Source organism: Streptomyces sp. NBC_00377 (genome assembly GCF_036075115.1).
Taxonomy (GTDB): domain Bacteria; phylum Actinomycetota; class Actinomycetes; order Streptomycetales; family Streptomycetaceae; genus Streptomyces.
In genome coordinates, this window is sequence record NZ_CP107958.1 from 4433422 (window position 1) to 4454170 (window position 20749).

Genomic DNA, 20749 nt, shown 5'->3' on the forward strand with positions numbered 1-20749 from the left:
CCCGTCCCCGAAGGGCTTTTCATGCTGACCCGCTTCCGGCCGCGCTCCGGCCGTCCGGCACGGCCCCGGACGAGGCGCTCCCTGCGCGAGAAACTCATCAGCACCGGCGTCGCCGCGCGGGCCGTGCTGTTCCTGGTGCTCGGGGTGATCGCGCTCTCGTTCTCCGCTCCACAGCAGGCGCAGGCCCTCTTCGACACCTGTGACTGGGCGCAGCAGAGCATCAACCAGAAGGCCGACATGCCAGGCCCCGCCGCGGAGAACATCTTCCCCTCGGTGAAGCAATGGGACGGGAAGCGCGAACTCGTCGCCGGGGCAACGAAGATGGACGGCCCCGCGTCGAAGTACACGCTCTACGAACTCAGCGCCATGCGTGGTCTCAACTGGGCCTCGACCCAGCAGAGCCAGCACGATGCGAAGCAGGGCGACCGCGGGCAGGCCGCCAACGACGACGAGTGCAGCATCCAGAACGAGATCTACAACAGCATCGCCCAGGCCGTTTTCGACATGAGCAAGATCATGAGCCGTGCCGCGATCAGCATCAAGGAGATCTCGTCCAACCCCAGCCCGCTGGCCGCCCTCTACGACGGCACGGTCTCGGGTGACGACAGCGTCGTCGACCGCCTGAACAACGGCGTCTTCAAGCTCGCCGTGCCCACCATGATCCTGCTCACCGGCCTCTGGGTGTTCGGCAAGTGGCGCAAGGGCGACATGCGTGAGGTCTGGTCGGGCGTCGGCTGGGCCGCGTTCGTCGTGATCGCCGTATCGGCGTTCCTCGTCAACGGGAACTACGTGGCCGTGGTCGAAACGGCCGACTCCGGAATAGCGCAAGGCAATGCCGCGCTGACCGAGGCCGTGCTGGACGGAGCGATCGACGGGGTGAACCCGCCCTGTGACCTCCCCGACAACGCACCGCAGCGCGGCATGCGCATCTCCAGCTGTGCCATGTACGACACCCTCGCGTTCCGCCCGTGGGCCATCGGCCAGTTCGGTGACCCCGGCAAGGCTCGCATGGAGTACAAGAGCGACCAGAAGTGCGACTTCGGTACGGAAAAGCGCTGCACCGACCTACGGGTCAAGCAGGTCATCGTCCAGTCGGTGACGAACATCGAGTACTACCAGCACCCCTCACCGGTCGAGATAGAGGAGAACGAAAAAGGCGACATCATCAAGGCGAAGGAGAACCAGTACGGCGAGCTGCGCCACTGGATCGCCGAGCACGAGGATGCCCGCGTCTATGAGCAGTGGTCCGGCGACAAGCCCGCCAACCGCATCAGCATCGGCGTCTACGCGCTGGTCGCCTCGCTGATCGTCGGCCTGATGGTGATCGTGCTCAGCGCCCTGACTCTGCTGTGGCACGCGGTCACGCTCATCATGGTGATCCTGCTGCCGCTGGTCGCGATCATCTCGATCCACCCGACCCAGCAGAAGCTGCTGCGGGGCTGGTGGCAGACCTTCGTACACAGCTTCGTCCTGCGCGCCGGGTTCGGCGTGATCCTCACGATCCTGCTGCTCTTCTACCAGCTGATCCTGCCGCTCCAGATCCCGCTGGGCATGCAGCTGCTGATGCTGCTCCTCGTCACGATCGCCGTGATCATGCTGCTCAAGAACCTGCTGTCCGGGAAGTTCAGCCCGCAGGTCCAGGGCGCGGACGACGCTCTCGGTGTCGGGGACATGGCCGGCAAGGTGACCGCGATGGCGCCGGGGCTCGCCGCGTCCACCGCCGGTGCGACCGCCCGCACCACGGGTCGCGTCGCGAGCACCACCGCCAAGGGCACCGCACGTGCGACGGGCAGTACGGCACGCGGGACCGCCTGGGCGGTGGACAAGCTCGCCTTCAAGGGCAAGGGCCGGGCCAAGATGCAGGAGAAGGGCTGGCTCGGTCAGTCCAAGCGCGAGCAGCGGCAGACGGCCTACCAGAGTTCGCAGGTGGCTCAGAAGAACTACGACCGGGAATTCGGCGAACAGGGCGGCCAGGAGTCACCGGCTCCGGAGCAGCCCCGCACCCGGGGCCGCCGCGTCAGCGGCTCCAGCAATGCGCCTGCTCCGCAGTCCACGACGCCGACCGAGTCCCGTCCGGCACCTTCACCCGCGCCCGCACCGCAGGTGCCGGCCCCCCGGCCCCGGCCCACCGATCCCCCGGTGGCGCCCGCCCCGGCACCCACTCCGCCCCCGAGGGACCCGCGCGGCCCCAGCGGCCGCGTCTAGCCCCGACTCTCCGCCCCACCCCCACCAAGGAGCCATCCGATGCCCGCCCTGACCGCCGACCGCACCCCCGGCCAACTGGTCGCGGAACTGGAGCGGCTCATCGGCGTGGACTGGCCCACGGTGTGGGCGGGGGTCCCGGAGGACGCAGAGAAGCGGGCGAGGTGGTGCGCGGGCTTCGACTGGCGTCCGCTGTGGGCCGAGGCGGGACTGCGTGTCCGTACGGCCCTCGGCGGCCGCCTGTACCTCGCCTCCGCCACCCCCGGCGGCCCGGTGACCCGGATCGACCACACGGTGTGGTCGGCCCGGGCCCGGGACACGGCCGAGAACGCCCTCGTCACCACTTCGGCGGAGGCACGCTGGACCGCCGGTTTGGCCGCCCTGCGCGGCCTGCTGGGCAACCCGGCCTGGACCGGAACCTGGGACATGCCCGACTTCCCGGAACTGCCCGGTCGGGGCTCCTGGTACAGCCCGCAGTGGCGCTTGGAGCACCACGATCCGTACCGGACCGCCGTATGGCGGTACCGCACTCCGGGCGCTCCCGTGATCGAGCTGAAGTCGATGCTCGGGACCGGCTCGAACCTGTCGGCACCGGCCGATGCGAGGATCGAGCTGAGCTGTCATGGTCCCTCGGCAACTCGATGGCCATGAACCGGCCCGAAGGCACTGACGTACGAAGAGACGAGGCGGGAGCACACATGCCGACGTTCGAGATCGAAGAATCTCCGCAGCACCTGGCCCGGGAGCTGGGCGGCCTCAAGCACGTGGACTGGCCCGCGATCTGGGCCGGCCCGCCGATTCCCGGTCAGGCGCTGGACGACTGGTGCGCACTGTTCGGCTGGAAGCCACTGCCCAAGGACCGCGTACTCGGTGTGCGCACCAGGACGGGCAGCCGGCTGACGCTCACCCCCGTCATCGAGGGCGGTTGGAGCCCCGTCCAATCGCTCGGTTGGACGACGTGGCATCTCAGGGCCGATTCGCCCGCCGAGAACGACCGCGTGCTCGACGAGACCGCCGACGCATGGCCCCGCTACGAGCAGGCTGCCCGGGAGGTGCTCGGCGCACCGGAGTTCTCGGGTGCGTGGGACGCCCCCGACTTCCCGGAAGGCCCGGGCCGCTGGCTGCCCTCCCGGGAAAGGCGCCTGCGTAATCGCAACCCCTACCGACTGGCCCTCTGGAGGGGGACGGGACCTGAAGAGCCGGTCATCGTCCTCGAAGCGTTCAGCGGCGGGGTGACCCCGTCGGGGGTGGGCCTTCGTAGTGTCACGCTCAACGTGGGCTGCTACCCGCAGGAGATCGAGTGAGTGAGGCCACCGTCGTCCAGACTCCCGTCCAGCGAGCCCTTGCCCGCCAGATGAAGGCAAGCGCCGCGCTCCCCGAGGGAGAGGGCGAACGCATCGCCTTCGAGATCATCGAGGCCGCTGCCCAGGCAGGGAAGACCAACGAGCAGTACATCATCGACTACGCCAAGGGGCTCGATGTCGCGGCGCCTCGCGAGGGCATGAAGTCGGCCTTCTGGTCCTTCGGTATCCCTCACCCGGATTTGCCGTCGGACAAAGTACTCAGCAGTCAGTTCCTCGCCTCTGTCTGGACGGACATGGAGAACGAGGGAAACGAAGGCAGCGCACGCTACTTGGAGGGCACACCGGGCGGGGAGGATCTGGGCCGACTCCACCTGTGGAATCCCGAGGTGTACAAGGTCCTGGGTCTCAACGAGTCGCAGGGCGACGACCTGGCCCGCGACGCCTGGTCCGCCCTGTCCGAGAACTACGCCAAGGCGACCGACGGCGAGGCGATCGTCTTCGCCGGAGAAATCGTGCCGTGGAGCGTCGCCTACGAGACGGAGATGCCTCAACTGCGCCGGGTGGCGGGCCCGGAGAACATCCATTTCATGTACGACCTCCCCGAGGACGTGCTCAAGGGGCTTCCACCCGAGAGCCGTGAGCTGCTGTCCGAGGGCTGGGTCCGCTCCCATGTTCATTTCCGCGCGCCGGACACGGACAACCCGCCGTCACAGAAGTACTGGGCCGCCGGCCACGTCGACCTGGAGCAGCTCAGATCACTGCCCACTCCGGAACTCCAGCGTGCTGCCGTCCTGGAAGCCTGCGCCCGGGTGGCTTACTTGGACGGCACCGGTCGTGAGACAGACGTCGAACGGCTCGTCGAAGAGATCAAGACTCTGCGACCCGATCACGAGGTCGTCCTGCCCACCGCCGGGGAGCGCGCGGTCACCGATCAGCAGCAGGCGCAGGGACATACACCCCCGAGCACTCCCGCAGTCCGGACCCATGCCCCGTACATGCCCGGCGTCACCGTGAACGCCAGGACCGGCCCGGCCCCGCTCGAGTCGCTCACCCTCCCGACACCGCAGACGGCCGCCGCGAGCGCCCACGACTTCCTGCCCGGCGTCACCCGGCAGGCAAAGCCGATCGCCGCCCCGGCCGTGGGCGACGCCCCCGCAACCCCCTCGCAGGCGCCTCCGGCCCCCGAGCAGTCGCGTGACACAGGGATGGGAGTGTGACCCCGCGCATGGACAGCCCCAAACGCACCCGCCCCCCGCGGTCCCGCACCCCCCGCCCGGACGCGTCCAAGCCCGCCGCCCCTCCGCTCCCGCTCCTCCGCCGATTCCTCCACCAGGAGAAGAGCGACGCCTGGGCCGTCCGCCTCCTTCCCCGCATCGTCTTCGGCGTGGCCGCGCTCTACACGGTGATCACCCTCGCCTCCCAGAGCGGCTCCAGCTTCTTCGCGGTCGTCGCCGCGCTGCTCCTCGGCCTCGCGCTCTGGCTCCTGCGCCACCGCACCCAGCTGCTCCTGGCGATCGGGGTGAGCATCCTCGCCATCGCCTTCACCGGCTACTTCTCCGCGGTCGGCGACGCCGCCCGCACGAGCGAGGACGCCGGCGCCACCGTCACCGGCACAGCCGCCTTCGGCTACTGGGCGCTCGCCGGAATGGCCCTCCTCGGCGCCTGGATGGTGAAGGAGCACCCGGGCCGGCGGGGCGTCACCGTCGTCCTCGCGGATGTGATCCTCGTCATCGCTTCCGTGGTCGGAATGTTCCTTCCGGAAGCGGGAGTACCGCTCGGATTCCTCGGTGTGATCGCCGTACTGGCGATACGCGGCAGCAGCGCGAAAGCGGTTGCGGGCCGGGCCCGCCAGGCACTTGGCCGCCTGCGGAAGCGCAAAGCCATTGACCCGGCGGACAGTTGAGGCCCGTGTGAACGTTTCGTCTCGTCACTGTGCCAAGTCGGCGCACGCTTTGCAGATGCGTTGCACGGGGTTGACGGAACGTCTTAGGCTCCCCCCCGATCACGTATCACCACGGGGGACGACACACATGCCTATGGCCAGCCATACGGCGCTGCCCACGCGCCCCGCGCGTGGGCCGGTACGGGGAACGGGAGCGGGAGCGGGGGTCCACACTCCCGACGCCGCTCTGCCCTGCCAGCGCCGACCGGACGTCTTCCAGCACCCGCTGCTGGAGGCGCCCGCGGACATTCCGTACACCTCGCCCGAACAGCGCCACCAGCACCTCGTCCTGCTCCGCACCGCCCGTGACCTGTGCGCTTCCTGCCCGTTGTGGGCGGAATGCCTCCAGGACGCCGTCGCCCACGCCGAGCCGTACGGCTACGCGGCCGCGACCACTCTCGACGACCGTCGCTGGATCCGCCGCGCCCTCGGCATCGGCGACACGGACGGCGATCTGCCCACCCACACGGCGGACGGCCCCGGCGCGGGCCCCGGCCACCACTCCGGCGAGACGTCCCGCCGTCTGCTGCGCCTGCGCTCCCGCACCACCGACGCGGCCGACCGGCACACCGCCGAGCGCGGCCTGCCCGCGCTGGAGCGGATCCTCGACGCGTTCGACGCACGTCAGGACCAACTGGCCCGGACACAGCACGAGTTGCCCGCCATACCGAGGCAGTTGCACGAGCACACCGGCACACAGCGGACCCACAGCGACAGCCGCCAGAGCGACAGCCACCGCCGCCCCGGCACCTCCAGAGACCCCCACCCTCAAGCACACCCGGAAAGCAGGAACGAGGACATGGCAGCGGCCGAGTCCGGGCAGCGGATCGCCTTCTCGTACGAGGATCCCGCCCAGGCCGTACGACAGGCTCTGCTGGCTCCCCTGATCCGGTCCGCCCTGCCCACGCTCACCGGCCTGGAGCAGCTGGTCACGATGCTGGCGAGTGTGCCCGGCGGCGAGATCGCGCCCGAGCTGCCGGACACCATCCGCGGTGCGCGCAAGGCCGTCGAGGCACTGGCCGCGGAGGTCGGCCGGGACTCCTGCGACTCCGCCGAGGCGACGCCGGACACCGCAGGACCGCTCCGCGCCCTCACCGGCTCGGTCTCGGTCGAACTCGCCACCACCGACCCGGTGGCGGCCCTGCGCCGCGACTTCCTGGAACCGTTGCTGCGCGAACTGGCCGCCTCCCTCGCGAACATCGAGAAGGTGGCGACGATGCTGGCCGCGACCGGGGCCTCGGACGGCGACGAGATCCATCCGGAGCAGATCCGTACCGCGCTGCAAGGCATCCGCGCCTGCCTTCCGCATCCGGCCCCGGCCGGCAAGACGTCCGCCGGCACGGGCCGGGCCGCCGCCCTCACCCCCTCGGGCGTCCCCAGCATCCGAGCGGCGGTGGAGACGGCCGTGTCGGCCTTCCCCGGCCCCTTCTCGGCCCGTGACGTCCTGCGCGCCCTCCCTCCGGGCGTCTACGGAGACCCCTCGAAGACGATCAGCAACGTCCTGTCCGCCCTCGTCAAGTCGGGCCGCCTCCGACGCCTCGCGCGAGGCACGTACGCTCGCCCCGTCGACGTCACCGCGGACGCCGACATGGACATCACCGCGGACGTCCCCGCGCAGGACGAGGCGAAAAGCGCCTGAGCCGGAACTGATCCGGAACCGAGCCGGAAGGAACCCAGACCCCCGATGACCGAACCGACGCCACCCCCCGCCACGGCGGACGCCCAGGTGCACGTCTTCTCCCCCAACGCCGGCCTGATCGACGGCGTCCCGGTCACCGCCCCGCCCTACGGCGACATCCAGGACGTGGTCCTGTCGATCCTCCAGCAACGCGCCCAGCAACTCGGCGCCCCCACCCCGGCCACCATCACCGACAACCGCTACGGCGGCGCCATCCGCCTCCTGATCCACCCGGACGGCACGACGGAACAACTGGGCTGAGCCTGCGCCCCCGGGCAGCCCTCAGGCCCGGGGGCCGGGCTCCCCGGCCGGCGGGCTGACCGTGTCGATGTCGGCGAGGATCTTGCGACTGAGGTCGATGTCCATCTCGAGGATGTCGCGGTCGAACTTCGCCGGTTCCCTCTCGTAGTACGCCCTGCCCACGTCGGAGGTGAAGGCGGACGCGGGGACGGCGTTCAGCCCCTGGGGAATGAACTTCGGGATCTCCTCGAAGGCAGCCAGTGCGTATGCCATCGCGCCCCGGTACGCGCGGTGCTCGGACTCGGGCGAGTTGAGCATGTTGAGTCCGGCCTGACGGGAGATGCGGTGTGCGACCTCCGCGAACTCGCCGGGATCGATGATCTCGGACGGTGCCGGGCCTCCGAAGGCGGGCGGGGGCGGGGGAATCTCGTCCGCCATCAAGAAGGCGAAATTCCGGTTGCGTCCGCATTCCCGGCAGGCACCCTCGTAGACGGCGACGATGTCCTCACCGCGCTGTTCGAGCCGGTGTCGGCGGTCGAAGTCCGTGCTCCCGCACTCGCACGGGTGCAGGTCCATGTACAGGTGGGCTTCCAACGAGGAGCGGGCTCTCAACATGACATGATCCTAGGGCTGTTGTGCGATTCGAACAGGGAGCGGGCCGGGGGAGGGGCAGCACATGGACAGTTGGGCCGATCCCCGGACGGCGACGGGCACACTGCCGCAGTACCCACACGCGCACCAGGACGAACTCGTGTCGGCCGCGGGGCGCGGCATGGCCTCGGTGGCCACCGCCGTCCTCGGTGACCGGCTGGACTCCCTCGACGCGGACCGGACCAAGGACGGACGCCAGTTCTTCGTACTGACGGACAGCCGGGGAGAGTCCGCGACGATCTGGGTGGACGCCGTTCCCCTGGTGAGGGGGACGCTCGCCGACACGGCGACGAACACCACGTCGCAGAACTACGTGGTCCGCGTCTCCGACCGGCTCCCGACGGAGATGCTGGACCGGGTGCTCGCGCACGAACTCGGTGAGTTCATGGCGGTGCGAGAGCGCGCCGCCGCGGGTCTGGCTCCCGTGCGGCAGGACCTCCTGCGCGAAGGAGCCCAACTCTCCGCGGACCAGGAACTGTCGGCCACGGACAGAGGCCGCATAGGAGAGCTCAACTGGCTCGCGGCGCGGACCACGGCACCTGATCTCTCCGCCGAGCAGCAGCTCGCGGCCCGTGCCGAGTTCTCCGCTCTGCTCGATCCGTACGGCATCCGGCCGACCGCCGAGATAGGCGACGAGGAGGCGTTCGGGCCCCAGGACAGGGCGGCCCGCATACGGCAGCGGGTGTCGACCGCATTCCTCTCCGTCGGATCGCGACGGCTGCTCACCACCCTCGCCCAGCCCATCGAAACCCTCCCTCCCCCAGACGCCACCGCCCTCCAGGCATCCCGTGACGCCGCTCTGCGCGCGGAACGCCAGGTCGAGGCGTTCATCGGGCGGCGTGAGATCACCATGCCCATGCCCGGCTACGACCAGAACGGCCTTCCCCTCCCCCGGGACCAGCTGGAACCGGCCGCCGAGCGGTGGGCGCAGTACCGGGCGCAGGTCAGCGAGCGCACCGTGCGGACGTTGGAGGGCCGACTCGCCGAAGGGCAACTCCCGCTGCGCAAGGTCGTGATCGGCGGTGGCGCGAGTCTCACCGGGCGGGACCCCGAGGCGCTGCTGGTGGACGGGGCGGGCCGCTGGCACCTGGACCCCGGGGACGGGATCGTGCAGTCGGCGGACCAGGACCGCGACCTCTCGCAGTGGATGGGCGTCGACCCGTACGCGGCGGTGGAGGACCCCCGGCACCGGGTGTCCATCCACGCGGTGCGGGTCTGGGAGGACCAGCTCGCCACCCAGGGCGACGTGGTGAACGGCCGGGCCCGTCTGCGCCTGGGCCGCGACGGCGAACTGCTCGCCGAGGTACGGGTGTCGGGGGAGAACGGCGCGGAGAGCGAGACCCCGCTGTGGGTGGCGTGCGAGGGGACGCCGAGCATCGCGACCGGCCTCACACCGGACGTCGTGCCGGGCATGCCGCGCGGTCGGGCCGGGGTGGAGAGCCGCAGTGAGGCGGTACGGCTGATCAGTGAGCGACTGCGGGAGCTGGAGAGCCAGGGCACGGCCCGCGCGGGCGAGGTGCGCGCCTGGCTCACCCAGGCCGAACGGGGCGGCGCGGACACCCGTACCGTGCTGGAGGCCCTGGACTCCTCGATGCTGAAGGAGGCTCTGTGCGCGGGCCTGGCGGGCGGCGCCGCCGCCCGCATGGAGAACTGCTTCACCGCTCTCGACTCGACGCGGAAGTGGGAGGCGGCGCGCGAGGCCGCCGAGGGCCGGGCGCTGCTGGGCGACGAGGTCGCCGAGAACCGTTTCGACCCGCACGCCGCGCAGCACTGGATCATCGCGGGGTCCGGCGGCACCGGGGTCGCCAACGCCGAGATCATCCTGCGGGAGAACCCCGACGCGTACGTCACCATCATCGGCAACAGTCCGCCTGCCGCGCTCCGGCACCAGGTCCAGTACCCGGAGATGCTGGAGCGCTACGCCACGGGCGAGAACCCGCGGCTCACGATCGGCCGGACGGAGGTGGGCGCGGTCGAGACGTACCGGCACGAGAACGGCGAGACGTGGTTCCAGGCGGACTACGTGATCGAGGCCACCGGGGAGCGGAGAACGGCCAGGGCCGGCGGGTACGTCTGCAGTCTCGGCCGCACCAACCCTCTTCCGCCCGCCCTCCAGGTCCTCGCCGACGAGGTGCGCGACCGGGGCGGCGAGATCTCCGGGGACCTGCTGTTCGACAGGGACGACCAGTACATCGGCTACGGGCTCACGTTCGCCGTCGACGGCAGGGAACACCGCGTCGACGTGGACGGCGCGGCCTCGTGGCAGCTGCCGCGCGAGATATTCGCCCCGGAGACGGGGGTCCAGGCGGCGCTGAACGGGATGGGCCTGCGCGGTCTGCCGTCCGAGACGGGCAACGCGGCCCCCGGCTTCTCCCCGATCGCCCGCCAGAGCGCCCTGCGCGCACGGGCCGTGGCGGAGGCGGCCGCGGGCGACCCGGACGCCGTACGCCGGCTGCCCACCGTCCCGGAACGCTGGCAACGCCCCGACCTCACCCTCCCGTCCACGGCCGCGGTGCTCACGGAGGTCCCCGAAGCCACGCAGGCGAAGGAAGTCGCAGAGACCGCGGCGGTCACAGCGGTGATCGCGACGGCGGGAACGGAGACAGCAGCGGCACCAGGGGCGGAGACAGCAGCACAGTCCGAAGCACAGGACGAAGCAGCGACAGAGGCGCCTGCGGCGCCGAGCGTGCCGGCCCCGGCCGCTGCGGAGCCGACGAGGACCGAAGCCCCGGCCAAGGAGGAACCGACCAAGCCGGCGACCCCTCCCGAGCCGGCTGCCCGGACCACGCCGGAACCCACGGCCGAGGCGACAGCCCCCACCACGCCGGAACCCACGCCGGAGGCGACAGCCCCCACCACGCCGGAACCCACGCCGGAGGCGACAGCGCAGACCACGACCGAGGCGACCGCGCCGGAAGCGACAGCGCAGACCACGACCGAGGCGACCGCGCCGGAAGCGACGTCCGGTCGGGTCACCACGGCCCGTGGACCCGCCGCGGGCCGTGGTGACCCCGCCCCGGGCATCTCCGGTTCGCATCTGTGGCAGATGGGCGTCGTGCCCAGGGGTGGTGGCGGCCGTCCGTCCGCCTCGGACCGGCAGGAGCAGCAGCCGCAGCCCGGCCACGAGCGGCCCGAGCCGGGCGTCGGCCTGGAGGACTGACTGTCGGGCACGACACGCGGAAACGGGCAAGGGGCCCGCTGGAGACCGCCAGTGCCTCCGGGCCCCTTCCCGCATGCGTCGCACGTCCGGTGTCGAACCGCGCATGTCTTGCGTACGGCGTGTGGCGTACCGGCTGTCAGTCCGTCGGCTGCTGCCGCTTCGGCCGCCAGACCACCAACGCGCTGGTCTGCTGCACCTCCTGGTACGGCACCAGATCCCGCCGGTAGGAGGCGTGAACGGCCGCCTCGCGCTGCTGCATGGCCGCCGCCGCGCCGTCCAGCGCGGCCTCCAGCTCCGCCGCTCTCGCCTGGAGCGCGGCCACCTGGTTCTCCAGCTCGATGATCCGCTTGATACCCGCCAGGTTGATGCCCTCGTCCTGGGACAGGGCCTGCACGGTGCGCAGCAGCTCGATGTCGCGGGCCGAGTAGCGGCGGCCCCGGCCGGCGGTCCGGTCGGGGGAGACCAGGCCCAGACGGTCGTACTGACGCAGTGTCTGCGGGTGCAGACCGGAGAGCTGGGCCGCCACCGAGATGACGTAGACCGGCGTCTCCTGAGTCAGTTCATACGGGTTACGCCGACGGCCGTCCATCACTGTCAAGCTCCCTTCGCGGCCTCGAACAGCTCCGCCCGCGGGTCCTCACCCGCGGTCGCCTCGCGATACGCCTCCAGTGCGTCACGAGCCTTCCCCGACAGGTCCTTCGGGACACTCACCTCGACGGTGACCAACAGGTCGCCGCGGGTGCCGTCCTTACGGACCGCGCCCTTGCCCCGCGCCCGCATGGTGCGGCCGTTGGGCGTGCCGGGCGGAAGCTTCAACGTCAGGGACGGCCCGCCGAGCGTCGGCACTTTGACCTCGCCGCCGAGTGCCGCCTCGGTGAACGTCACCGGCACGGTCACCGTCAGGTTGTCGTCCTTGCGGCCGAACACCGGATGGGCGCCGACGTGGACGACGACGTACAGGTCGCCCGAGGGGCCGCCGCGCTCGCCGGGGGCGCCCTTGCCGCGCAGCCGGATGCGCTGGCTGTCCGTCACCCCCGCGGGGATGCGGACCTGCATGGTCCTCGACGACTTCGCGCGGCCGCTGCCCTTGCAGTCCAGACAGGGGTGTTCGGCGATCAGGCCACGGCCCTTGCAGTCGGGGCAGGGGTCGGTCAGCGAGAAACCGCCGCCCGAGCCTCTCGCCACCTGGCCGGTGCCCACACAGGTCGGGCACACCCGGGGGGTGCCGTTCTTGTCGCCCGTGCCCGAACACGCCTTGCAGGGAGCTTGCGAGGACATCCGCAGCGGGACCGTCGCACCCTCGATCGCCTCGGTGAAGCTGAGGGTGACCTCGGTGTCGATGTCCTGGCCGCGCCGGGGCTGGGTGCGGGTCGTGCCGGCGCCGCCACGGTTGAACAGGCCGCCGAAGACGTCGCCGATGCCGCCGCCGAAGCCGCCCTGGGGACCGCCGCCCTGGGCGCCGCCTCCGAAGAGGTCGCCCAGGTCGAAGTTGAACGAGCCGCCCGCGCCGGGGCCCGGTCGGAACCCGCCGTTGCCGAAGAGGGCGCGAGCCTCGTCGTACTCCTTGCGCTTCTTGGGGTCGCCGAGGACGTCGTTCGCCTCGGAGATCTCCTTGAAGCGCTCCTCCGCCTTGGCGTTGCCCTTGTTGGCGTCCGGATGGAACTCGCGGGCGAGCTTGCGGTACGCCTTCTTGATCTCGGCCTCGGTGGCGTCCTTGGGGACGCCGAGGACCTTGTAGAAGTCCTTCTCGACGAAGTCCTTGGTGCTCATCCTCGACGTCCCTCCTTCCGTCCGCTCATCCGCTCGAGCTCAGCCCTCGTCCGGGCCACCGCTCTCCTTGTCGTCACCCGCCGCCTCGGCCTCGTCGGCCTTCACCGCCTGCGCACCGGGCTGCGGTTCGGCCACGGCCACCCGCGCGGGGCGGATGGTGCGCTCGCCGATCCGATACCCGGGCTGGAGGATCGCCACGCACGTCGTCTCGGTGACGTCGGGTGCGTAGCTGTGCATCAGGGCTTCGTGGATCGTCGGGTCGAAGGGCTCGCCCTCCTTGCCGAACTGCTGGAGGCCCATCTTCGCCGCGACGGTCTCCAGCGATTCGCCGACCGACTTGAAGCCGCCGACGAACTCGCCGTGTTCCCGCGCGCGGCCGATGTCGTCGAGGACGGGCAGGAGCTCGGTCAGGAGGTTCGCGATGGCGATCTCCTTGACCGCGATCCGGTCGCGCTCGACCCGGCGGCGGTAGTTCTGGTATTCGGCCTGGAGGCGCTGGAGGTCGGCGGTGCGCTCACCGAGGGCGGTGCGCACCTGGTCCAGCTGGGCCACCAGACCGGCTGTCTGGTTCGCGTCCCCGGCCGGGGCCTCCCCCGCCGCCGAAGCGGAGGACGGGGTGGCCTTCGGCTCGGCGTCTTCAGGGGTGGCGCCGGAGGGGACGTCGGGCTTCTCCTCGAAGCCCGGGGTCTCCTCCGTCACGCGGCACCGTCCTTGCGCTCGTCGTCAACGATCTCGGCGTCCACGACGTCGTCGTCGGCCTTGGGGGCCTCGGCGCCGCCCGCGGCGCCCGCCGCGTCCTGACCGCCCTGGGCGTCGGCGTACATGGCCTGGCCGACCTTCTGCGAGACCGCGGCGACCTTCTCGGTGGCCGTGCGGATCTCAGCGGTGTCCTCGCCCTTGAGCGCGGCCTTCAGCTCCTCGACGGCAGCCTCGACCTCGGTCTTGACCTCGGCCGGGACCTTGTCCTCGTTGTCCTTGAGGAACTTCTCCGTCTGGTAGACGAGCTGCTCGCCCTGGTTGCGGGCCTCGGCGGCCTCGCGACGGCGGTGGTCCTCGTCCGCGTACTGCTCGGCCTCCTGGCGCATGCGGTCGACCTCGTCCTTCGGCAGCGAGGAGCCGCCGGTGACGGTCATCTTCTGCTCCTTGCCCGTGCCGAGGTCCTTGGCCGTGACGTGCATGATGCCGTTGGCGTCGATGTCGAAGGCGACCTCGATCTGCGGGACGCCACGCGGCGCCGGCGGCAGACCGGTCAGCTCGAACATGCCGAGCTTCTTGTTGTAGGCCGCGATCTCGCGCTCGCCCTGGTAGACCTGGATCTGCACCGACGGCTGGTTGTCCTCGGCCGTCGTGAAGATCTCCGAACGCTTCGTCGGGATCGTCGTGTTGCGCTCGATCAGCTTGGTCATGATGCCGCCCTTGGTCTCGATGCCGAGGGACAGCGGGGTCACGTCGAGGAGCAGGACGTCCTTGACCTCACCCTTGAGGACACCGGCCTGGAGCGCGGCGCCGATGGCGACGACCTCGTCCGGGTTGACGCCCTTGTTGGCGTCCTGACCACCGGTCAGCTCCCTGACCAGCTCGGCGACGGCGGGCATCCGGGTCGAACCACCGACGAGAACGACGTGGTCGATCTCGGAGAGGTTGATGCCGGCGTCCTTGATGACGTTGTGGAACGGCGTCTTGCACCGCTCCAGCAGGTCGGCCGTCAGCTGCTGGAACTGGGCGCGCGTGAGCTTCTCGTCCAGGTGCAGCGGGCCCTCGGCGGACGCCGTGATGTAGGGCAGGTTGATCGAGGTCTCGGTGGACGAGGACAGCTCGATCTTCGCCTTCTCGGCGGCCTCGCGCAGACGCTGGAGCGCCATCTTGTCCTTGGCGAGGTCCACACCGTGGCCGGCCTTGAACTGCTGCACCAGGTAGTCGACGACACGCTGGTCCCAGTCGTCACCGCCGAGGTGGTTGTCGCCGTTGGTCGCCTTCACCTCGACGACGCCGTCACCGATCTCCAGGAGGGACACGTCGAAGGTGCCGCCACCGAGGTCGAAGACGAGGATCGTCTGGTCGTCCTTGTCGAGGCCGTACGCCAGCGCGGCCGCGGTGGGCTCGTTGACGATGCGAAGGACGTTCAGACCGGCGATCTCGCCGGCCTCCTTCGTCGCCTGGCGCTCGGAGTCGTTGAAGTAGGCCGGGACGGTGATGACCGCGTCGGCCACCTTCTCGCCCAGGTAGGCCTCCGCGTCGCGCTTGAGCTTCTGCAGGATGAACGCGCTCATCTGCTGCGGGTTGAAGTTCTTCCCGTCGAGCTCGATCGACCAGTCCGTGCCCATGTGACGCTTCACCGAGCGGATGGTCCGGTCCACGTTCGTGACTGCCTGGCGCTTCGCCACCTCGCCGACGAGCACTTCACCGTTCTTGGCGAAGGCGACGACGGACGGCGTGGTCCTGGCACCCTCGGCGTTGGTGATGACGGTGGGCTCGCCGCCCTCCAGAACGCTTACGACGGAGTTGGTTGTGCCCAGGTCGATGCCGACCGCACGTGCCATGGTGATCTTCCTCCAGCTGACTTGAGTGGAACGGACTCAAGTGTGCACGACACCCGCCGCCGGGTCAACAGACCTGAGTCGAGCCCACTCAACTCTTATCCGTTCCTTACGCGCAAGGAGGCGTTGACCTGCGGCGATGCGGATCGCCCAGCCTTGCGCACCTGAGATTCCGGGGGAGCCAACTGGTCAGCCGGTTGACGCCGGGGCGCGTACACCGACGCGGCGCCCGGTGCCGGACGCGGCCCGGGGCGGACCTCCTGAGACCCCCTGCCGGCGCCACCGGCCGCCCGGCCGGCACCCGCGGGGCGGGCACCACGTGTGCGTGGCCGTCCGGCCCGCCCGGGGCGACGGCCACGCGCGCGCGGCGGCCCGTACACCGCGACCCGCAGCAGCCCGAACACGACGACGAGTGCCCCGCCCCCCACCCACAACACCGTCCGCGCGTCCGTCCATCCCGCGTGCACCAGCGCCCCGACGAGCACCGTGACGAAGGCCGCCGCCCCCACCAGGACGGTCACCCCCTGGGCGGTGAGCCCCAGCCGCCGCAGCCGGTGCGCGAGATGGTCGGCGCCGCCGCGCAGCAGGGGCCGGCGAGCCAGCCGCCGCGACAGCACGACCAGGACGACGTCGGCCCCGGCGACGGCGTTCAGCGCCAGCAGCACGCCCACGCCGGCGACCGGATCGTGTCCCGCGCGGGCGATCACGGCGGCCGCCGCGAGCAGGAAGCCCGCGAACAGCGACCCGCACGCCCCGAGGGCGACACGCGCGGGAGGCCAGTTGTGCATCAGGAACCCGGTCAGCGCGGCGGCGAACACGCTCAGCAGCACCGCGAGCCCGTCCATGACCTCGACGGCGGCGCAGGCGGCCACCCCGAAGGCGGTGACGACCCCGACGGTCCCGGCCACCCCGTCGGCGTGGTCGAGCGAGCGGAAGGCGAGGGCGACGAAGGTGATCCAGCCGGCTCCCGCCACTCCCGCCCACAGCCCGGTCTCCCCGTACGGCACCACGAAGGCGGCCGCGACGGCGGTACCGACCACCAGGAAGCGCGCGTTGAGCCGCCACACGTCCGCGGCGAGCCCGAGCGCGGCGACGGCGCCTCCCGCGGCCAGCAGCACCTCGATGCCGTCGCCGAGCGGAGCGATGCCCGTCCAGTCACCCGCGACGGCGACGAGACAGGTGGCGAGCACCACGGCGGCACCTCCGAACAGAGGCACCCGCCGCTGCCGCTGCCGCCGGTCGAGCAACCCCAGACGCAGGGCGGGCACGCGCAGCAACGCGGCGAGGACGGCGGCGAGGAACAGGGCGGTGATGGCGGCGACGATCCCGTAGAGCACGGATATAAATTAGTCATAAATGTACCAATTTGGTACGAATAACACGGCCGAGTTTGCCACCGCACGACGGCCGCTTCCCGTCAGGATCCCGACCGGATCCCGTCCGGATCCTGAGGCAACCCTCAGCGACTGAGATCACTCCGCATCCCGCTACAGTGCGACGGAGAATACGGGGTAGTCTCAGACGGACTGCATAAGTTACCGCTTAGTAATTTCCCTCGCAGGCCCGAGGAGCCCCCGCATGCAACTCGCCGCGATCATCGTGTCGCTACTTCTGACCGCGGTCGGCGTCGCGCTGATCGCGCGTGCCATCGGCCAGTTCGTCCGGTATTTCAAGCTGGGCCAGCCGCTGCCCGCAGGAGTCCGGACCGACAACCCCTACGCGCGCAGCGTGACACTGGTACGGGAGTTTCTCGGCCACACGCGGATGAACCGCTGGGGCATCGTGGGCTTCGCCCACTGGTTCGTGGCGATCGGATTCCTGACCCTTCCGCCGACCCTCGCCCAGGCCTTCGGCCAGCTGTTCAAGGCCGACTGGGTGCTGCCGGTCATCGGCGACTTCCTGCCGTTCGAGCTCTACATCGAGTTCATCGGCGTCATGACCATCCTGGGCATCGTCGTCCTCATGGCGATCCGCCTGCTGAACCTGCCCTCCCGGGCCGGCCGCAAGTCCCGCTTCGCCGGCTCCAAGGCCGGTCAGGCCTACTTCGTCGAGTACGTCATCCTCACCATCGGCCTCGCGATCTACGTGCTGCGGGGCCTGGAGGGCGCACTGCACCACGTGGAGCACTACGAGGCCGGCTACTTCGCCTCGTACCCGCTCGTCCTGGCCTTCAAGGGGCTGAGCGTCACCACGCTCCAGAACCTGGTCTACCTCGTCGCGATGATCAAGATCGGGACGTCGTTCATCTGGATGATCGTGGTCTCGCTCAACACGAACATGGGCGTCGCCTGGCACCGCTTCCTGGCGTTCCCGAACATCTGGTTCAAGCGCAACGCCGACGGCGCGACGGCGCTGGGCGCCCTTCAGCCCATGACGTCCGGCGGCAAGCCGATCGACTTCACCGACCCCGGTGACGACGACGTCTTCGGCGTCTCCCAGGTCGAGCAGTTCTCCTGGAAGGGCCTGCTCGACTTCTCCACCTGCACCGAGTGCGGCCGCTGTCAGTCGCAGTGTCCCGCGTGGAACACCGGTAAGCCGCTCTCCCCCAAGCTGCTGATCATGTCGCTGCGCGACCACGCGCACGCCAAGGCGCCCTACCTGCTGGCCGGCGGCGGCAAGACCATGGAGGGCGAGGAGAAGGCCTCCGAGGAGCAGCTCAAGGACGTGCCCGCGGCCGCGCTGGCCGAGGCCGAGCGCCCGCTGATCGGCACCGCCGAGGAGAACGGCGTCATCGACCCGGACGTCCTGTGGTCCTGCACCACCTGCGGCGCCTGCGTCGAGCAGTGCCCCGTCGACATCGAGCACGTCGACCACATCGTCGACATGCGCCGCTACCAGGTGATGATCGAGTCCGCGTTCCCGTCCGAGGCGGGCACGATGCTCAAGAACCTGGAGAAGAAGGGCAACCCCTGGGGCCTCGCCAAGAAGCAGCGCCTGGAGTGGACCAAGGAAGTCGACTTCGAGATCCCGGTCGTCGGCCGTGACATCGAGGACCTGACCGAGGTCGAGTACCTGTACTGGGTCGGCTGCGCCGGCGCCCTCGAGGACCGCGCGAAGAAGACCACCAAGGCCTTCGCGGAGCTGCTGCACATCGCGGGCGTCAAGTTCGCGATCATGGGCGGCGACGAGAAGTGCACGGGTGACTCCGCCCGCCGCCTCGGCAACGAACCCCTCTTCCAGGAACTCGGCATGGAGAACGTCGCCGCGCTGAACATGGCATTCGGCGAGGAGACGGACGACGACGGCAACGTCACGCCCGAGTCGAAGAAGCCGAAGTCCGCGAAGAAGATCGTCGCGACCTGCCCGCACTGCCTCAACACGATCGGCAACGAGTACCCGCAGCTCGGCGGCGACTACGAGGTCATCCACCACACCCAGCTGCTCCAGCACCTCATCGACGAGGGCAAGCTGATCCCGGTCACTCCGGTCGAGGGCCTCATCACCTACCACGACCCCTGCTACCTGGGCCGGCACAACAAGATCTACACGCCCCCGCGCGAGATCATCGCCAACGTCCCGGGTCTGCGGAACGAGGAGATGCACCGCCACAAGGAGCGCGGCTTCTGCTGCGGCGCCGGCGGCGCGCGGATGTGGATGGAGGAGCGGATCGGCAAGCGCATCAACAACGAGCGCGTCGACGAGGCACTCTCCCTCAACCCCGACATCGTCTCGACGGCCTGCCCCTTCTGCCTCGTCATGCTGACCGACTCGGTCAACGGCAAGAAGAACGAGGGCAAGGCCAAGGAGTCCATCCAGGTCGTCGACGTCTCCCAGCTGCTGCTGGAGTCGGTCAAGACCCCGGCCGACGACGAGCCCCCGGCGGGCACGGCGGAGGCCGAGAGCGAGCCGGAGCCGCAGCCGGTGAAGTGACCGGTGAAGCGCCGGCCGACCGGCCGCTGGAGCAGCCGGCCGAGGTGGCCGGGTAGCCCGAACGGCCGTACCCACGCTGTACAAGCGCCCCCGTGTCCGACCCAGGACACGGGGGCGCCGCCTTTCCCCGTCCCTCACTTCCCCACACCCCCGGCAACCCCTGCTTCCCCCTGAGACGCCCCTCCGGCCGACCACCGACTCCCGCCCCGTTACTCCCCTTAGGGGATGTCACAGCTCGGCAGCAAAGCCGTCCCCGGACGGCGGGCTCCGGTACGTCACTCTGCGGGACCAGGTACGTTCGAAGGCGTGGCTGGATTCAGGATCGGACGCGGCGGCCGGGACAACCGTGCCCCGCAAGCGCGACCGCAACAACCTCCGTACGGGCGGCAGGCGCCCCAGGGACCATCGAGGTCCTCGGGGCCGTCGGGACCCTCGGGGCCGTCGTACGGCTACCCGTCGGCCCAGCAGCCGTACCCGCAGCAGCGTCCGCAGTACGGCGGCGCGGGCGCGGGCGGCGGCCAGTGGCCCCAGGCGAACGGCGGCGGCTACGGAGGCCAGAACGGCGACGAGCCGGAGTACTTCGGCGGCGACGCCCCGTACGGCGCTCCGGGCGGTCCCGGTGGCCCGGGAGGCGCCCCGCACGACCCGTACGCCGCGAACAACCCGGGGCACACCCAGGCCTTCTCGGTCGACGACCACAACCAGTACGACCAGTACAACCAGGGTGGTACGTATCACGCCGGGTCCGCCCCGGCCGGCCCGATCGGTCCGCGCCTGCACTGGAAGGAACTGCTGAAGGGCATCGTCCTCGACCCCCAGCAGACCTTCCTGCGGATGCGGGACTACGCGATGTGGGGCCCCGCCCTCGTCGTCACCTTCCTCTACGGCCTGCTCGCGGTCTTCGGCTTCGACGGCGCGCGCTCGGACGCGATAAACGCGACGCTCTCCAACGCGATCCCGATCGTGCTGACGACGGCCGTCGCGATGGTGCTGAGCTCCTTCGTCCTGGGCGTGGTCACCCACACCCTGGCCCGCCAGCTGGGCGGCGACGGCGCATGGCAGCCCACGGTCGGCCTCTCCATGCTGATCATGTCCCTCACGGACGCCCCGCGCTTGGTCGTCGCGATGTTCTTCGGCGGCGACGCGTCGTTCGTGCAGCTGCTGGGCTGGGCGACCTGGGTGGCGGCCGGCGCCCTCCTGACCCTGATGGTCAGCCGCTCCCACGACCTCCCGTGGCCGAAGGCGCTGGGCGCTGCGTCGATCCAGCTGATCGCCATCCTGTCGATCGTGAAACTGGGCACGTTCTAGGACGTTCCAGCACGTGCGGACGCGCAGAGGGCCCCCGGCCGACGGCCGGGGGCCCTTGGCATCTCATCACTCAACGTGAGATCGCAC

At 70.4% G+C, this 20749-nt stretch carries 16 protein-coding genes; 10 read left to right on the forward strand and 6 right to left on the reverse strand.

Annotated features, from left to right (window positions below; all coding sequences use genetic code 11):
* Window positions 1–21 precede the first annotated feature (21 nt).
* From OHS71_RS19870 to OHS71_RS19900, 7 genes are all read left to right on the forward strand, one after another.
* A complete protein-coding gene (locus OHS71_RS19870; RefSeq protein ID WP_328480719.1) occupies window positions 22–2205 on the forward strand; it encodes a hypothetical protein in 2184 nt (727 codons plus the stop codon).
* Window positions 2206–2244: 39 nt separating this feature from the next.
* Window positions 2245–2853, forward strand: coding sequence for a hypothetical protein (locus tag OHS71_RS19875; RefSeq protein WP_328480720.1), 609 nt, complete (start codon window positions 2245–2247; stop codon window positions 2851–2853).
* A 47-nt stretch (window positions 2854–2900) separates the two neighbouring features.
* Complete coding sequence (locus OHS71_RS19880) at window positions 2901–3506, forward strand: hypothetical protein (RefSeq protein WP_328480721.1); 606 nt, start codon at window positions 2901–2903, stop codon at window positions 3504–3506.
* Entirely contained in the window at window positions 3503–4723 is a 1221-nt protein-coding gene (locus OHS71_RS19885; RefSeq protein WP_328480722.1) for a hypothetical protein, read from the forward strand. Before OHS71_RS19880 ends, OHS71_RS19885 begins: the two co-directional genes overlap by 4 nt.
* 8 nt (window positions 4724–4731) lie before the next feature.
* Window positions 4732–5409, forward strand: a complete 678-nt coding sequence (locus OHS71_RS19890; RefSeq protein ID WP_328480723.1) for a hypothetical protein — start codon at window positions 4732–4734, stop codon at window positions 5407–5409.
* Window positions 5410–5542: 133 nt separating this feature from the next.
* Window positions 5543–7087, forward strand: a complete 1545-nt coding sequence (locus OHS71_RS19895; protein ID WP_328480724.1) for a WhiB family transcriptional regulator — start codon at window positions 5543–5545, stop codon at window positions 7085–7087.
* Window positions 7088–7132: 45 nt separating this feature from the next.
* Window positions 7133–7387: a hypothetical protein gene (locus OHS71_RS19900; protein ID WP_328480725.1), complete on the forward strand. Its 255-nt coding sequence runs from the start codon at window positions 7133–7135 to the stop codon at window positions 7385–7387.
* Between the two features lie 21 nt (window positions 7388–7408).
* Here OHS71_RS19900 and OHS71_RS19905 read toward each other — a convergent pair whose 3' ends face one another.
* Window positions 7409–7981: a hypothetical protein gene (locus OHS71_RS19905; RefSeq protein ID WP_328480726.1), complete on the reverse strand. Its 573-nt coding sequence runs from the start codon at window positions 7979–7981 to the stop codon at window positions 7409–7411.
* A 61-nt stretch (window positions 7982–8042) separates the two neighbouring features.
* Here OHS71_RS19905 and OHS71_RS19910 point away from each other — a divergent pair, with 61 nt between their 5' ends.
* Window positions 8043–11177, forward strand: coding sequence for a hypothetical protein (locus OHS71_RS19910; RefSeq protein ID WP_328480727.1), 3135 nt, complete (start codon window positions 8043–8045; stop codon window positions 11175–11177).
* A gap of 136 nt (window positions 11178–11313) precedes the next feature.
* Here OHS71_RS19910 and OHS71_RS19915 read toward each other — a convergent pair whose 3' ends face one another.
* The 5 genes from OHS71_RS19915 to OHS71_RS19935 form a co-directional block, all read right to left on the reverse strand.
* Window positions 11314–11766: a heat shock protein transcriptional repressor HspR gene (locus OHS71_RS19915; protein ID WP_020129153.1), complete on the reverse strand. Its 453-nt coding sequence runs from the start codon at window positions 11764–11766 to the stop codon at window positions 11314–11316.
* A 5-nt stretch (window positions 11767–11771) separates the two neighbouring features.
* Window positions 11772–12947: a molecular chaperone DnaJ gene (gene dnaJ, locus OHS71_RS19920; protein ID WP_328480728.1), complete on the reverse strand. Its 1176-nt coding sequence runs from the start codon at window positions 12945–12947 to the stop codon at window positions 11772–11774.
* Window positions 12948–12986: 39 nt separating this feature from the next.
* Window positions 12987–13646, reverse strand: a complete 660-nt coding sequence (gene grpE / locus OHS71_RS19925; RefSeq protein WP_328480729.1) for a nucleotide exchange factor GrpE — start codon at window positions 13644–13646, stop codon at window positions 12987–12989.
* Window positions 13643–15487 (reverse strand): molecular chaperone DnaK, encoded by a 1845-nt coding sequence (dnaK, locus tag OHS71_RS19930; RefSeq protein ID WP_328480730.1) that lies wholly within the window; start codon window positions 15485–15487, stop codon window positions 13643–13645. The genes grpE and dnaK overlap by 4 nt, the downstream gene beginning before the upstream one ends.
* Window positions 15488–15582: 95 nt before the next feature.
* Window positions 15583–16821, reverse strand: coding sequence for an MraY family glycosyltransferase (locus tag OHS71_RS19935; protein ID WP_328480731.1), 1239 nt, complete (start codon window positions 16819–16821; stop codon window positions 15583–15585).
* 241 nt (window positions 16822–17062) lie between these two features.
* On the opposite strand from OHS71_RS19935, the gene OHS71_RS19940 reads away from it, so the two are divergent.
* The gene (locus tag OHS71_RS19940; protein WP_328480732.1) at window positions 17063–19354 is read left to right on the forward strand and encodes a heterodisulfide reductase-related iron-sulfur binding cluster; all 2292 of its coding nucleotides are present in this window, start codon (window positions 17063–17065) and stop codon (window positions 19352–19354) included.
* A gap of 225 nt (window positions 19355–19579) precedes the next feature.
* Window positions 19580–20662 (forward strand): Yip1 family protein, encoded by a 1083-nt coding sequence (locus OHS71_RS19945; protein WP_328480733.1) that lies wholly within the window; start codon window positions 19580–19582, stop codon window positions 20660–20662.
* Window positions 20663–20749: the final 87 nt, after the last annotated feature.